We start from the raw sequence: 15,893 nt of genomic DNA, 5'->3' as shown, positions 1-15,893 counted from the left end.
TTTAGAAAAGCAAAGAGATGATAACTCAGAAATATCTTCTGTTATTGCGTCATGATTTTTCTTCGTTCAACTAAGAGAAAACATAAAGCAAGAATGGGTCTGTAGCTCAGCTGGTTAGAGCGCTCGCCTGATAAGCGGGAGGTCGGTGGTTCAAGTCCACTCAGACCCACCAAAATCTTCTTCTGCCGCGTTAAGTCAGTCGTCGCATATTATTATTATGCCTCCTCCTAACTTGCCTTGCATAAAAAGAATTTTCTCAGTTTAGTTTAATGAGTTATCAAAAAAACACCCAACTGATGGGGTTATAGCTCAGCTGGGAGAGCGCCTGCCTTGCACGCAGGAGGTCTGCGGTTCGATCCCGCATAGCTCCACCATCTTTAAGTGTTTTTACTCTGCATAGAGAAAAGAATATTTAAAAATGGTTCATTTGATGAATCTTTGCTCTTTAACAATTTGGAAAGCTGACTGATAAATAATTGATTATTATTTATCAAAATAAAAGTTCTCAAATCCTATTGGATCCTTTTTTTAAAAGGAAACTCTAGGGTCTTGTTGTCACTTCGGTGATAACAAACCAACACACATTCAAGTGTTCTTGGAAACAGCTAACTTCGGTTAGATGTTTAATATTTGAGTCCGGCAAAATCGAAAATGTTGTCTCGCTCATTCAAATAATGAGGCAACGATAGAAACCTTGGTTGCTAATACAATAACAATTCGTTGTTATTTCGCGTAAGCGAAACCCTTTGGGGTTGTATGGTTAAGTGACTAAGCGTACACGGTGGATGCCTTGGCAGTCAGAGGCGATGAAGGACGTATTAACTTGCGATAAGCGTAGATAAGGCAGTAAAAGCCACTTGAGTCTACGATTTCCGAATGGGGAAACCCACTAGCAAAAGCTAGTATTATTAACTGAATACATAGGTTAATAAGGCAAACCCGGGGAACTGAAACATCTAAGTACCCGGAGGAGTAGAAATCAACCGAGATTCCGAAAGTAGCGGCGAGCGAAATTGGATTAGCCCTTAAGCTTTTAATGATGCAGGTGAAGATTCTGGAAAGTATCGCGATACAAGGTGATAGCCCTGTAACCGACACATCATTTTAAGTGAAAACGAGTAAGGCGGGACACGTGATATCCTGTTTGAATATGGGGGGACCATCCTCCAAGGCTAAATACTACTGACTGACCGATAGTGAACCAGTACCGTGAGGGAAAGGCGAAAAGAACCCCTGTGAGGGGAGTGAAATAGAACCTGAAACCGTGTACGTACAAGCAGTAGGAGCAGGCATTGCGTCCTGTGACTGCGTACCTTTTGTATAATGGGTCAGCGACTTATATTTAGTAGCAAGGTTAACCGTATAGGGGAGCCGTAGGGAAACCGAGTCTTAACTGGGCGTCGAGTTGCTAGGTATAGACCCGAAACCAGGTGATCTAGCCATGGGCAGGTTGAAGGTTGAGTAACATCAACTGGAGGACCGAACCGACTAATGTTGAAAAATTAGCGGATGACTTGTGGCTAGGGGTGAAAGGCCAATCAAACCTGGAGATAGCTGGTTCTCCCCGAAAGCTATTTAGGTAGCGCCTCGGACGAATACTACTGGGGGTAGAGCACTGTTAAGGCTAGGGGGTCATCCCGACTTACCAACCCTTTGCAAACTCCGAATACCAGTAAGTACTATCCGGGAGACACACGGCGGGTGCTAACGTCCGTCGTGGAGAGGGAAACAACCCAGACCGCCAGCTAAGGTCCCAAAGTATAGCTAAGTGGGAAACGATGTGGGAAGGCTCAGACAGCCAGGATGTTGGCTTAGAAGCAGCCATCATTTAAAGAAAGCGTAATAGCTCACTGGTCGAGTCGGCCTGCGCGGAAGATGTAACGGGGCTAAGCTATACACCGAAGCTGCGGCAATGTAATTTATTATGTTGGGTAGGGGAGCGTTCTGTAAGCCGTTGAAGGTGGACTGTAAGGTCTGCTGGAGGTATCAGAAGTGCGAATGCTGACATGAGTAACGATAATGGGAGTGAAAAACTCCCACGCCGGAAGACCAAGGGTTCCTGTCCAACGTTAATCGGGGCAGGGTAAGTCGACCCCTAAGGCGAGGCCGAAAGGCGTAGTCGATGGGAAACGGGTTAATATTCCCGTACTTCTTATAATTGCGATGGGGGGACGGAGAAGGCTAGGTGAGCCTGGCGATGGTAGTCCAGGTTCAAGGGTGTAGGCTAATTTCTTAGGTAAATCCGGGAAATTGTTAGGCTGAGACCCGATGTCGAGTCACTACGGTGATGAAGTCATTGATGCCATGCTTCCAGGAAAAGCCTCTAAGCTTCAGATTATAAGAAATCGTACCCCAAACCGACACAGGTGGTCGGGTAGAGAATACCAAGGCGCTTGAGAGAACTCGGGTGAAGGAACTAGGCAAAATGGTACCGTAACTTCGGGAGAAGGTACGCTCTTGACGGTGAAATCCCTTGCGGATGGAGCTATCGGGAGTCGCAGATACCAGGTGGCTGCAACTGTTTATTAAAAACACAGCACTGTGCAAAATCGTAAGATGACGTATACGGTGTGACGCCTGCCCGGTGCCGGAAGGTTAATTGATGGGGTTAGTCTTCGGACGAAGCTCTTGATCGAAGCCCCGGTAAACGGCGGCCGTAACTATAACGGTCCTAAGGTAGCGAAATTCCTTGTCGGGTAAGTTCCGACCTGCACGAATGGCGTAATGATGGCCACGCTGTCTCCACCCGAGACTCAGTGAAATTGAAATCGCTGTGAAGATGCAGTGTACCCGCGGCTAGACGGAAAGACCCCGTGAACCTTTACTACAGCTTGGCACTGAACATTGACCCTACATGTGTAGGATAGGTGGGAGACTTTGAAACTTCGTCGCTAGATGGAGTGGAGTCGACCTTGAAATACCACCCTTGTATGCTTGATGTTCTAACGTCGGCCCCTTATCGGGGTTGCGGACAGTGCCTGGTGGGTAGTTTGACTGGGGCGGTCTCCTCCCAAAGAGTAACGGAGGAGCACGAAGGTGGGCTAAACACGGTTGGACATCGTGTGGTTAGTGCAATGGCATAAGCCCGCTTGACTGCGAGAATGACAATTCGAGCAGGTGCGAAAGCAGGTCATAGTGATCCGGTGGTTCTGAATGGAAGGGCCATCGCTCAACGGATAAAAGGTACTCCGGGGATAACAGGCTGATACCGCCCAAGAGTTCATATCGACGGCGGTGTTTGGCACCTCGATGTCGGCTCATCACATCCTGGGGCTGAAGTCGGTCCCAAGGGTATGGCTGTTCGCCATTTAAAGTGGTACGCGAGCTGGGTTTAGAACGTCGTGAGACAGTTCGGTCCCTATCTGCCGTGGGCGTTGGAAGATTGAAAGGGGCTGCTCCTAGTACGAGAGGACCGGAGTGGACGAACCACTGGTGTTCGGGTTGTCATGCCAATGGCATTGCCCGGTAGCTAAGTTCGGAATCGATAAGCGCTGAAAGCATCTAAGCGCGAAGCGAGCCTTGAGATGAGTCTTCCCTGGCACTTTACGTGTCCTAAAGGGTTGTTCGAGACTAGAACGTTGATAGGCAGGGTGTGTAAGCGTTGTGAGGCGTTGAGCTAACCTGTACTAATTGCCCGTGAGGCTTAACCATACAACACCCAAGGGGTTTTGTGGACTCAATGTAAGAACATTGAATGTGTGTGAACTTTTATTTAAGTCAGTAATCCAGATTATTAGAGTTTTCTATCGTGATAGGAAGCTTGACCAAATTTGCTTGGCGACCATAGCGTTGTGGACCCACCTGAACCCATGCCGAACTCAGAAGTGAAACGCAACAGCGCCGATGGTAGTGTGGGGTCTCCCCATGTGAGAGTAGGACATCGCCAGGTTTTAATATCGTTTTTATCTTTTTTAGGAAAGATAAAGGCAAAAACTAGTTAAAGCATTGTTTATGAGACTTTAATTAGCGTAAGAATACCATGTGGAGTGGTAGTTCAGTTGGTTAGAATACCGGCCTGTCACGCCGGGGGTCGCGGGTTCGAGTCCCGTCCACTCCGCCAGTTCTTACAAGAAAAGTTCAGAAGCCTCAGCAGAAATGCTGGGGCTTTTTTGCGTTTATAGAAGAAAAGAATACCCTGTGTAGTAGGAGTGGTTGTTCAGTTGGTTCACTTTTGTTTGGCGAAGCCTACCTGTCACGCCGGAAGACGCGCGTGTTGTACACAGAGAGAGAATCCCGTCCACTCCGCCACAAGCTCACAAGAAAAGTTAAGAAGCCTCAGCGGACATGCTGAGGCTTCTCATGAATCAGGAAAATGACCTAATCCACAATATGATTACCATGGGGCGGAGCTCAAAGGACAAAGAGGTTCATTGTTGAGCGTACAGGGACGTCTTGAGTAAATGGTCACAAACTTGCCGGGCGCTTTAGAATACCCTCTAAAGTGGTTACTCAATTGGTTAGCTTTTTATTGTGTAGAGAACGTTCTAATGCTTAGCAGTTCCGAATTTAATAAACGTAACTCCTAATCGTGAAGTTTATAATCAGATGAACTTAGATCTTAGATTCAAAACACAGATTTCGATAACGCTCCGAGGAATGAAGGGTTAGATAGTGAATCTTAGATAACCTAAGAAGAAAACTAACCAATCAGCTTAAGTATGTATGTATATACAGCTTAAGTTACGCCTGTAACATTTAAAATCTAACGAATTAGTTGGCATAACTATACTGCTTATGCGTTATTTTTATTGGTTAATTTATAGCTAAATCTATAGAATATCGTCAAGCTTCTTTTCTTTGGTTAATTATGAGTCAGTTTACAATCTTAGGTTTTATCGCGATAGGAGGAGCGTTTGGTGCGTGCTCTCGATATTTGATCTCCGAGCTTTGCGTTATGTTGATGGGGAGGGGATTCCCGTATGGAACATTAACAGTTAACGTTGTGGGTTCTTTCATTATGGGTTTGCTCATTGCTGCTTTTGAAACTGAGTTATTGGCTCAGGTTCCATGGAGACAAGTTATCGGTCTTGGCTTTTTAGGTGCTCTAACAACGTTTTCTACTTTTTCGATGGATAACGTTTTATTGTTGCAGCAAGGTGCTTTTTTTAAGATGGGACTCAATATATTACTTAATGTAATTCTAAGTATTTCAGCTGCATGGTTAGGTTTTCAGCTTCTGACTCGTACCTAGATTGAGTCATTATTCTGGCGAATAGACATTACTGTCGATGTTTTTTTGTTTAAGGTGATATTAAAAATTGATGCTTAATATTTGCTAAACCAAGATAATGACCTGGGTGGCCCATTAATGATAGCTATTGAAATGTGTTGGTAATATCTATTATGTAGTGCCCTTGTTAAATAGCGATCTAACATCTAAGGCCTATTTGATGCACTCTAATGTTTCACGTGAAACAAAGACGATAGTTACTCTACCATTCTATGATCTGAGGTTGTACTTTTCAAAATTAAGCGGTAAACCAACTTTCTACCCAATCAAAAACTAGCTGTCGATTTTTCAATAGGGTAACTATTTTCGATAATCATTCGTCAATAATAGCCCTATTGGAGAGTGGTATTGAGGTAGGTTACTAAATGTGGCGAGTTGTTTTCGAGAGACAATAAGATTTGTTGAGATTCTAGTTAGATATCGATCTGAATTTTAGATGGTCAGAGGCCCTTTTCGGAGGGTTTATATCTAGCTGAGTACCGAATTGGAGCAACGAGATTCTTCTTCCTCTAATGTTTTTGGCGTTAAATTACATTTACTATGGGTTTCCAAGTCATCTAATGGGATGTTTCGAATCATTCGATTTTAAGAAGCGTGAAATAGTTGGAACGAGTATGTTTGGGCTTAATCGATACTCGTTCGATTGAAACTTTGACGTACAACATTACTATAGAATATTGCTCGTAGGTAATTCATGGTGAGGTTATCTTGATACGTTTCACGTGAAACATGCAGCGTTTTACGCTGCATGTTAACTTCAACTTAAGAATGACTTAATGACTTAATGACTTAATGACTTAATGACTTAATGACGAGGTGGCATTGGCCAGCCATACGCCAATCTCGCGGTTTACGAGTGGAGATAAGATTGTACGTACTTTTTCATGATAGGCGTTTAACCATCGTAATTCTGGTTTAGTCAAAAGATCAACATCTATACATCTTAGATCGATAGGGCAGAGCGTTAATTCTTGAAAGCCAAGCCCAGAAAAGTCGCCAGTCGTGACCTTTGAAATAATAAGCTCTAAATTCTCGATACGTATACCAAAATTATTGGCTCGGTAATAACCGGGTTCATTCGAAACGACCATTCCAGGTAACAAAGCGACGGTATTCGGTCTCTTAGATATACTATGTGGTCCTTCATGAACACTTAGAAAGTGGCCGACACCGTGACCGGTCCCGTGGTCAAAATCAAAACCATTAGCCCACAGATGTTGCCTAGCCAACACATCTATCTGGCTTCCCGTTGTACCATGAGGGAAGACGGCTGTCGCGATCCCAATATGACCTTTTAACACGAGAGTAAAGAGTGTCTTCATTTCATCTGTTGGTGTACCAATAGCTACGGTTCGTGTTATGTCCGTCGTGCCGTTAGGATACTGACCCCCAGAGTCAACTAAGTAGAGTGAGTTGAGCGTTAGGCTCCCCGGAATCTCTTGATCGTTATGATTATAATGACACATAGCAGCATTAGAACCCGCTGCCGAAATAGTATCGAAACTAAGGTCGACCAGTTCTTCATGTTCTTCTCTGAAGTTTTGTAATCGATCTGACAGATATGCTTCATTATGTAATCTCCCAGAATCAACTTCGGTATCAAGCCAATTCAAGAATTTCACCATTGCCACGCCATCAGTGATGTGGCTTGAAATCATCCCTTTAATCTCGGTCGAGTTTTTAACTGCTTTGAGTAATAAACAAGGATCAGCTTCATCTATCATTTTAACTGAAAAATGATCCATCTGGAGCTTGAACCAAGCGCTACTAGAGGTGGGGTCAAATAATACACTTTTACCACTTAGATTCTCTAAGTGTCGGGTGAGTTGCGTCGGATGGACAATGGTAACACCACCGCCTACATGCGTATCAAAGTTAGAGGAAACACGCTCTTGCTCAATAAAGAAATCAACACTAGCATCAGAATAGATAATGGCGTGTGACAACAAGACTGGCAGTCGAGACACATCTAAACCTCGTATGTTCAATAGCCAACAGATAGTATCCAAACGAGTCAGGACTGCCGCATCGGCGTTTTTGTCGGAAAGCATTTCAGCGATACTTTCTCGTTTCGACAAACTGTCTAAACCTACAATATCTTTACTCATAAGGCGCATGTTCGTCAGGCTTGCATTCGGCCGGTCATCCCAACAATCGTCGACAGCGTTGTTCGACGTTTCCACCAATCGCATATCGGTATCTAGCAGATTTCCAATATTTTCAAGCCATGACGCTGGGTGCATTCGAGGGTCATAAGCGACAGTCTTAATCAAATTCTTGTGGGCATTTAGCCATTGCCAATAGGGTGCTTCGGTTAGATGGTGATATTCAAATATATCACTAGGTACTTGATTTTTGACTTGTACCGTATACCGACCATCAACAAATATGGCTGCGTTGTCCCTAGTGATAATTGCTGCGCCAGCAGACCCAGTAAATCCTGTCGCCCAATGGAGTCGTTCGTTATGCGCGGGAATATACTCCCCTAGGAACTCATCCTCATGAGGAATGATAATTGCGTCATAATTATGGGTGGCAAGCCACGTACGTAAGGATTCAACCCTTTGCGATATTGTAGTGTTCATTAACATTCCTTTTAATGTATAGATGTCGAACGTTTGAGAATCGAACTGTTACCAGAACGCTATAGTTGATATATTTTGAACCATTACCTTAGATGTCGAGTTTTCTCTATGATAAGTGTTTTTAACCAGTTCAATGCTGGGTCATTCTCCCTTTCAGCGCTCCAAAAAAGTGTGTATGCCATAGGAGGAAAGTCCAAAGGAAGAGGCACTAAAGTTAGGTCATAATGATTCGCTACGAGTTTAGTAAAATAGCTTGGTGCAGTAAATATAAAGTCACTATAGGTACAAAGTGCAGAAGCACTATTAAAATCTGGGACAGTGATAGCAATATCACGTTCGCACCCCTGTTCAGCCAACTTGTAGTCCAATAACCATCGATCACTCCCATCACAACGTACTTGGATATGCCTAAGCGCGAGGTAGCGATCTAGCGTCCACTCCTCATCCAATATTGGATGATTTTTTCTAACGACGCACATCTGTCTATCGCGGTATATTTCGGTTTCAGAGATATATTTCGGCGTAGGCATCGTTAACGCGGCGTGAGTCATGTCTATATCTCTACCCGTTATCCCAATATCCAATTCACCGTTACGAATATTTTGAAATGTTTCATCTGTCCAGTTATGAGAACTTATGGTGATGTGGGGGGCATTACTGAACAGTGCGGGTAAAAAGTGTGGAAGTATGAGGGGATAAGCGCTTTCAACTAAAGCAATATTGAACTTAATCCGAGAAGAATCTGGGGAAAAAATATCAGGTTGGTTAATAAGTTCTAATTGATGTATTAGACGGTCTAGCTTTGGGTGTAAATTAAGTGCTCTCGGTGTTGGTTTTAGACCATGCGATGTACGTACGAAAAGAGGATCTTCAAATTGAACGCGTAATTTTGCAAGCGACTTACTCACTGCCGATTGACTGACATACAAACGGTTTGCTGCTCTTGTGACGTTAAGTTCTTCAAATAGAACTTTAAGGCAAACTAGAAGGTTTAAATCTATCCGAGACAGGTTCTCTAGGTTCATCGTGAAATTCCAAGGAGGAATAGTTGTAATGATTATAAGCCATTTGAGTTCATATCAGTAGCTCTATATTATGCGAGTCCACAACATGATATGGCAAGTGATCACAATGAATAATCAGACGACAGATAAGTTTCAAATGGCATTATTAGTCATGTTGGTTCTGTTTAGCCCGTTAGCTATCGACATCTACCTACCAGCACTACCTTTAATCTCCGAAACGTTCCACGTGGAACATGCGTTGGCACAAGACACGGTGACCTGGTTTCTGTTTTCTATGGGGGTTGGACAACTGTTCGCTGGCCCTTTAGCTGATAAATATGGTCGTAAGAAAATAGCGTTGACTGGAATTATGATATACGGGGTGAGTGCTTACTTAGCTTGGTTAGCAAGTAGTATTGAATTCTTACTTATTGCTAGATTACTACAAGGTTTTGGAGCATGCGCGACAGCTGTTGCGGCTTTTGCGACGGTTAGGGATATGTTTGGTGCTGAAAAAAGTGGCAGAATGATTAGCTACCTTAATGGCGCCATATGCTTTATTCCCGCTCTTGCGCCGATACTAGGCAGTTATATTACTCAGCAATTCGGTTGGCGTAGTAACTTCTCATTTATGGCTATATTCGCTCTCGTAGTGGGTAGTCTTATATTACTTGGAATGAAAGAGACGAATCCTATTCAAGAAAATCAAAAGGTATTTAAGTTACAGCGATATTTAAGTGTAGTTTCAAATACAAATTTCTTGTTTCATGCGTCACTTTGCATGCTTTCAATGGGGGTAATCCTTGCCTACGTTACATCAGCACCAATTGTACTGATGGAGCAAATGGGGTTGAGTATGAACGCGTTTACATTTTGGTTTGGTGTTAATGCCGTGGTTAATATTCTCGCGGCCTTTTTGGCTCCTAGGTTAATGGACAGTAAAGGAACACATAGTGCGCTAATTATAGGCATTGTAACGATGCTTCTTGGTGGCACATTAATGCTGCTATTGCCGAGCCACCAATACCCTTGGGCGTTTATGCTGCCAATTTTTTTATCATCTGTCGGTTTCGCACTTGTATTAGGGATCTCAGCAGGAAAAGCTCTGGCTCCATTTGGTGATAGAGCGGGCACAGCTGCAGCATTGGTTGGACTGTTTCAAATGAGTGGAGCAGGTATTGTTGTTGGAACGGTACAAAGATTGGGTCTAGATGCTCAGAATGGGATTGCATTACAGATGTTTTTCATCGCGCCCGCTTTAATTATCTTATTTAGCAAGCGTGGAAGATTGTGGCATCAACCTTGTCATTAATATAATTCCAACAATTAGTAGAATGTTTGTTTTCCAAGCAAAGAATACAGTGTATATTCAGAGTGCACACCGTGCATACCTACTATTAACCGTTGGAAATATATACATCTAATGTCATTAACGACTTATGAAATGGCTCGCATATTAGAGCAACTAGAAGAATCGCCAGAAAAAATAATGTTTGGCAAATTGCTCAACGAGTTAGGTAATCAAAGTGAAGAACGAATTCGAAGCGCAGCCAAACAAGTACCACTTTATATACTGCGAGATATCGTTTATCAATTTCAAAGAGTAATCGAATCACGAAAAGGTGAGCAGGTTGAACTTATGGCTAAGGAACTAGCCGAGCAAGGAATTTCTGCAGAAGAGTTACAAAAATTCTTAGATAAATAGGCTCCTATTTTAGATAGAGCCTATTTATTCTAATTCAGGTAGCTATTTTCTGATCTGATATTAAAAACTTTAGATTTAACTAAATAATCTATTGATAGCGCACCTGCACCCCAAACAATATTTATTAATATCATCAAGCCCCATAACTGGTGGTCATAAAACCCTTTCTCCCAAAGTAATGGGTATGAGGCCACCGCTATGATGTTAAATCCAAACAACGCCACCGCCATCGGTCTAGTTAATATCCCTAATGCGATAAATACTGGTAATGCTAATTCTGCCGCGGTCCCCAAATATGCAGCAAGTTCCCACGGCAAGAACGGAACGACGTACTCGTATTCAAATAAATAGAGCGTGCTATCCCATGTAGCTATTTTAGTGAGTCCTGAATTTAAAAAGACCCACGCAACCCACAACCGACAAAAAAGTAAAAGAAAAGGGATAGAAATCTGTTGAAATTGCTTGGATGCGGATTGATATTGTGTAAATATTCTTTGAATTAAAACTGGCATATTATCCCCTGACTATATATGTACCTGAAAACCGATAAATAAGTTTAAAGATATTAATTTTTGTAGGTGTACGACTAAGTTCTGATTGATTTTACCAAGTGGCGTCTTGGCGTTAACTTGCTCAAGAAGTGATATTTCCTCATTATTAAGTGTTACAACTAATAATTCATCTTTGTTTAAAACTAATACAATACCGCTTTCTGGTTGGTTTATTTCCAAATTAACAAAATTATTATTTTTGATCGCTTTTCTGATGGAAAAAACAGCGTAATTTGAGGTGACTAAATTAAGTGCTGGATTTAAAAATAAGCATATATCGGCTTGTTGTTCTGCACTGAATGTTTGAAGTCTATCGAAGGTATAAAGGTTTGGTGTTGGAGCAGGTTGATTACACGTTTGGTTGCTATCATCGATTGCCCATTCCAAGGCTGCTATATCTGCCAAATAGGGCACGGCTGCAACAACCTGCTCAACGGATTTTATGGTTTCTGAAAAACCATCACCATAACCAGCAACATTTCCCTCTTGCAGAGGGTAGGAAAGGATATGCTTTCGAGCAAGGCCATCGAAGCATTCTTGTCCTACTAGGCTTAAGACGATCGGATAGGTAGAACATAGAACTTCACTAAGGCTGATAATGAAACTATTTCGATATATCTGCAAGCGTTCGTCAGAGGAGAAATGATTACTGCAAATATCGCAATCATCACCGTTCGCTTTATAGTGAAGTGCTTTTGAGAAGTTCCGTTGAAGTTCTGATAACGATAACGTCATGATACCTTCCGTATCTGGTTCCCCAAAGAATGTAAATGGCGGCTAGCAATTTCAGCCTGAGCTAACAACACGTCCGGTTCGGGTATATCCAAGTCCCACTCTATAAGAGTGTGCCTCGAACCATGCTTTGCTATCCAATTAGAGAAAAGTGCCCAAACTTCATCACTCACAGGTCGGCTGTGTGTGTCTATCCAGACTTCGCCTTTTTCGGTGATTTTCCTCGTAAATCCAGCTAAATGGATCTCTTTTACTGTATTTGCATCGATACCATCTAGGTACTTCTCGCTAGAAAAACCGTGGTTAAATGAGGATACATGTATATTGTTGAAATCAAGCAAGAGCTGGCAATCAGTGCGTTTCTGTACTTCAGACAAAAATACCCACTCATCAATTGTCGAATGGTTAAAGCTTAAATAACTAGAAGGGTTCTCGACCAATATTGGCTGTTTTAGATAATCTTGAACTGTTAAGACATTTCGACAAAAGACACGGAGTGCTTCTTCAGTGTAAGGTAATGGAAGTAGATCATTGAAATAATGTCCTCCATTCTCACTCCAGCTTAGATGATCGGAAACAAAGATAGGATCGATATCGTCAACCAAAGCTTTAAGTTTTGCCATGTGACCTTCGTTTACAGGCGCGATAGATCCAAGAGAAAGGCCAATACCATGACAGCTAATATCGTAATGTTCACGTAAAACGTGAAGGTCATTTCTTTGTTGAGAGCGTATATCAAAATAATTTTCGCTATGAATTTCTAACCAGCTAAGTTCTGGTGTACTTTCTTTAAAAAAATCGATGTGTGGCGTTCGAAGACCAACACCAACTTGGTAATGTAAATCAGATAGCATAATAGAACCCTTTGACTTTCTTTTACCTAGAACAATCATTTAAATCGGGAAAGATTATTAGATTGCTCTAGAGAAAAGATTAACTAGATGAAGTACTGCTACCCGCCAGACGATCGCAAAGGCCTGCAGGTACCATGATGAACGCATCTTTCTGGGCGTCTTCTTTTGAAGTTCCTGCACAAGAGCTGTTTTTCGTTGCGCAATCATTTTTTCCTGCTTTAGCTACCCCAAAGCATTTCTCTTTATCTGCAGCAACGGCATGGGTAGTGGTTAGTGTTGTTGCACCAATTGCTAGAAGGCTGGTAACGACTGCTGTAACGGCTAGATTAGACTTTTTCATAATATTTTCCTTTGAACTTATTCCATAGTTTAGTTAGGCAGAGTTAATATTGTTATTGTTGAGCCATTCATTAACTTGCTTATTGAATAGGAGCTGTTCTTTTGACGAAAAATTTCAACTACTTACAATTAATTCTCATTTCCATTTTAACTGATTGAAAATAAAGACATAAAATATTAAAAAATTATTTGGACTAAACGGCGCTAAATAAGATGTTTAATGTATAATCGTTAACTTATGTATAAATAACCAGTAACTGTATTTAGGAATAAACGATGGATGCTTCATTACTACTTGATGGCCTTAACGATAAGCAGAGAGAAGCGGTTGGCGCACCGTTAGAAAATATGCTGGTATTAGCCGGAGCAGGTAGTGGTAAAACAAGAGTTTTGGTCCATCGAATTGCTTGGTTAATGACGGTAGAAAATGCATCTCCGTTTTCAGTTATGTCCGTTACATTTACGAACAAAGCCGCGGCAGAAATGCGAGGGCGGATTGAAGAATTGATGAAGGGCAGTGCCTCTGGAATGTGGAATGGTACCTTTCATGGCATTTGTCATCGGATACTCAGAGCTCATTATTTAGATGCTGACTTACCGCAAGATTTTCAGATCCTTGATTCTGATGATCAACAGCGTTTACTTCGTCGGTTAATAAAAGCGCAGAACCTAGATGAAAAGCAGTGGCCAGCAAAACAAGCTGCTTGGTGGATAAACGGCAAGAAAGATGAAGGCTTAAGACCTAAGCATATAGATGCTTATCAAGATCCGATCACACAAACTTGGCTTCAAGTTTATTCTGCATATCAAGAGGCATGTGATAGAGCTGGGTTGGTCGATTTTGCAGAAATTTTGTTACGTGTAACAGAATTGCTTCGTGATAAGAAGTTTATCAGAGAACACTACCAAGCTCGTTTCTCACATATTCTTGTTGATGAGTTTCAAGATACTAACAATATCCAATACGCTTGGCTTCGATTGATGGCAGGCAAAACAAGCCATGTGATGATAGTTGGGGATGATGATCAATCTATCTATGGTTGGCGCGGTGCAAAAATAGAAAACATCCACAAATTTACCGAAGAGTTCCCTAGCGTCGCGACTATTCGTCTTGAGCAAAATTACCGTTCGACCAAAACAATATTGAAAGCAGCCAATGAGCTAATCGAAAATAATACGGAACGAATGGGTAAGGAGCTTTGGACTGACGGAGAAGATGGCGAACAGATTTCTGTTTATTCTGCCTACAATGAGTTGGATGAAGCTCGCTTTACTGTGAGTAAAATAAAAGAGTGGCAAGAGAAAGGCGGCCTGCTTGTCGACTCTGCAATGCTATATAGAAATAACGCCCAATCTCGAGTTTTAGAGGAAGCGCTCATCCAGGCCAAATTGCCTTATCGAATATATGGTGGTATGCGATTCTTCGAACGCCAAGAAATTAGAGACGCATTGAGTTATTTGCGTTTGACGGCAAATCGACGAGATGATGCAGCGTTTGAGCGGGTAGTTAATACTCCAACCCGTGGTATGGGAGATAAGACGTTAGAGACAATACGGTTAGCTGCTCGTGAGCGCGGCGCTACGATGTGGGAAGCAAGTGTGGCATTGCTTAACGAAAGAGTACTTGCTGGCAGAGCAGCAGGCGCTTTAAGCCGATTTATCGAACTGATTGATGCCCTTGAAGATGACACGGCTGAGTTATCTCTTCATCAACAGGCCGATCATGTAATTAAGTCTTCAGGTTTGTTTGCAATGTACGAGCAGGAGAAGGGAGAAAAGTCCAAAGCCCGTATTGAGAACTTAGAAGAACTCGTCACCGCAACGAGACAGTTCGAAAAACCTGAAGAAGCGGATGATATGACAATGTTGTCAGCATTTTTATCACATGCTGCATTGGAAGCGGGTGAAGGGCAAGCCGATGAGTTTGATGATGCCGTTCAATTGATGACTTTACATAGCGCTAAGGGTTTAGAATTTCCAATGGTCTTTATGGTTGGGGTTGAAGAAGGCATGTTCCCAAGCCAGATGTCAGCAGAAGAAGCGGGTCGCTTAGAAGAAGAAAGACGACTTTGTTATGTTGGCATGACTCGTGCGAAAGAGAAACTCTTTATTACCTACGCAGAAATGCGTCGTTTATATGGCCAAGATAAATACCATAAACCTTCTCGATTCATAAAAGAATTACCAGAAAGCTGTATAGAAGAAGTTCGCATGAAAGCCCAGATTAGCAGACCAGCCACAAGCGGACGTTTTAGCCAAACAATAGTGAAAGAGAATTTCAATGAAACTGGATTTAGTTTAGGTCAAAGAGTCACTCACCCCAAATTTGGTGAAGGAACAATTATAAACTTTGAAGGTAGTGGTCCACAAAGCCGAGTTCAAGTTGCCTTTAATGGTGAAGGGATAAAATGGCTGGTTACGCAATACGCAAAATTAGAAAAAATGTAGAAAAGAAAAACCCCGATACAAAAGTATCGGGGTCATAGTCTTACTTGCAGCAATCCGGCTACTAAATATGCTCCATGCATCAAATCCATGATAGTGTGCTGTAATCCTTCAGCGTATTCCTTTTCATCGCCTTCCTAGCGGTGTCCTTGATCTTATCCTGATCTGCTAACAATCCTCGTCAGCGTCCGTCACTTGATCCTTGAGCGGTGTCCTTTACATCATCCTGATGTTCAATCCTTGCCTCTTCCAGAGGTGTCCATTGTCTTTCCTTAGTAGTAACCATCCTAGTTACTATTGCGTCCATTCAATGTCCAATCGCTTTCCTTGCAGATTACTCATCCTGAATAATCATATCTTCATCCTGAAGATCACCTGATCCTTGGTGCTTTCCTGTTCCGTGTCAGTATCCTTCCGACAAGACAAATAATAGCAATTATCTGCCTAT

Annotated in this window: 11 protein-coding genes, 3 tRNA genes and 2 rRNA genes; 9 read left to right on the top strand and 7 right to left on the bottom strand. The window is 42.3% G+C overall.

Annotation, left to right across the window (positions count from 1 at the left end; translation table 11 throughout):
- The first annotated feature begins 95 nt into the window (after positions 1-95).
- From L3V77_RS17060 to crcB, 6 genes are all read left to right on the top strand, one after another.
- Positions 96-172: transfer RNA gene (locus L3V77_RS17060), tRNA-Ile, on the top strand.
- A 126-nt stretch (positions 173-298) separates the two neighbouring features.
- A tRNA-Ala gene (locus L3V77_RS17055) sits at positions 299-374 on the top strand.
- Positions 375-758: 384 nt separating this feature from the next.
- Positions 759-3,651: ribosomal RNA gene (locus tag L3V77_RS17050) — 23S ribosomal RNA — on the top strand.
- A gap of 122 nt (positions 3,652-3,773) precedes the next feature.
- A 5S ribosomal RNA gene (gene rrf, locus L3V77_RS17045) occupies positions 3,774-3,889 on the top strand.
- Between the two features lie 94 nt (positions 3,890-3,983).
- Positions 3,984-4,060 (top strand) — tRNA-Asp (locus L3V77_RS17040).
- 747 nt (positions 4,061-4,807) lie between these two features.
- Entirely contained in the window at positions 4,808-5,191 is a 384-nt protein-coding gene (crcB, locus tag L3V77_RS17035) for a fluoride efflux transporter CrcB (protein ID WP_195704699.1), read from the top strand.
- A gap of 836 nt (positions 5,192-6,027) precedes the next feature.
- Here crcB and L3V77_RS17030 read toward each other — a convergent pair.
- Together L3V77_RS17030 and L3V77_RS17025 are read right to left on the bottom strand one after the other, a co-directional pair.
- Positions 6,028-7,815, bottom strand: a complete 1,788-nt coding sequence (locus L3V77_RS17030; protein ID WP_275135166.1) for an aminopeptidase P family protein — start codon at positions 7,813-7,815, stop codon at positions 6,028-6,030.
- Between the two features lie 83 nt (positions 7,816-7,898).
- Positions 7,899-8,840, bottom strand: a complete 942-nt coding sequence (locus L3V77_RS17025) for a LysR substrate-binding domain-containing protein (protein WP_275135165.1) — start codon at positions 8,838-8,840, stop codon at positions 7,899-7,901.
- A 106-nt stretch (positions 8,841-8,946) separates the two neighbouring features.
- On the opposite strand from L3V77_RS17025, the gene L3V77_RS17020 reads away from it, so the two are divergent.
- Positions 8,947-10,131 (top strand): multidrug effflux MFS transporter, encoded by a 1,185-nt coding sequence (locus tag L3V77_RS17020; RefSeq protein WP_275135164.1) that lies wholly within the window; start codon positions 8,947-8,949, stop codon positions 10,129-10,131.
- Positions 10,132-10,242: 111 nt separating this feature from the next.
- Positions 10,243-10,524 (top strand): hypothetical protein, encoded by a 282-nt coding sequence (locus L3V77_RS17015; RefSeq protein WP_195704695.1) that lies wholly within the window; start codon positions 10,243-10,245, stop codon positions 10,522-10,524.
- Positions 10,525-10,553: 29 nt separating this feature from the next.
- Here the strand turns inward: L3V77_RS17015 and L3V77_RS17010 are convergent, their stop codons facing one another.
- The 4 genes from L3V77_RS17010 to L3V77_RS16995 all read right to left on the bottom strand — a co-directional run bounded on the left by L3V77_RS17010 (position 10,554) and on the right by L3V77_RS16995 (position 13,001).
- Positions 10,554-11,036, bottom strand: coding sequence for a DoxX family protein (locus L3V77_RS17010; RefSeq protein ID WP_275135163.1), 483 nt, complete (start codon positions 11,034-11,036; stop codon positions 10,554-10,556).
- Positions 11,037-11,048: 12 nt separating this feature from the next.
- On the bottom strand, positions 11,049-11,810 hold the full coding sequence (locus L3V77_RS17005) for a DNA-binding domain-containing protein (protein ID WP_275135162.1): 762 nt from the start codon (positions 11,808-11,810) through the stop codon (positions 11,049-11,051).
- Positions 11,807-12,661, bottom strand: coding sequence for a DUF692 domain-containing protein (locus L3V77_RS17000; protein WP_275135161.1), 855 nt, complete (start codon positions 12,659-12,661; stop codon positions 11,807-11,809). Before L3V77_RS17000 ends, L3V77_RS17005 begins: the two co-directional genes overlap by 4 nt.
- Before the next feature lie 79 nt (positions 12,662-12,740).
- Positions 12,741-13,001, bottom strand: coding sequence for a DUF2282 domain-containing protein (locus tag L3V77_RS16995; protein ID WP_275135160.1), 261 nt, complete (start codon positions 12,999-13,001; stop codon positions 12,741-12,743).
- A gap of 275 nt (positions 13,002-13,276) precedes the next feature.
- Here L3V77_RS16995 and uvrD point away from each other — a divergent pair, with 275 nt between their 5' ends.
- Positions 13,277-15,448: a DNA helicase II gene (uvrD, locus tag L3V77_RS16990; protein ID WP_275135159.1), complete on the top strand. Its 2,172-nt coding sequence runs from the start codon at positions 13,277-13,279 to the stop codon at positions 15,446-15,448.
- A 178-nt stretch (positions 15,449-15,626) separates the two neighbouring features.
- Here the strand turns inward: uvrD and L3V77_RS16985 are convergent, their stop codons facing one another.
- Positions 15,627-15,752, bottom strand: coding sequence for a hypothetical protein (locus tag L3V77_RS16985; RefSeq protein ID WP_275135158.1), 126 nt, complete (start codon positions 15,750-15,752; stop codon positions 15,627-15,629).
- Positions 15,753-15,893: the final 141 nt, after the last annotated feature.

Origin of the sequence: Vibrio sp. DW001 (assembly GCF_029016285.1) — a bacterium.
Taxonomy (GTDB): Bacteria; Pseudomonadota; Gammaproteobacteria; order Enterobacterales; family Vibrionaceae; genus Vibrio.
This window is presented reverse-complemented; position numbering and strand designations above follow the sequence as displayed.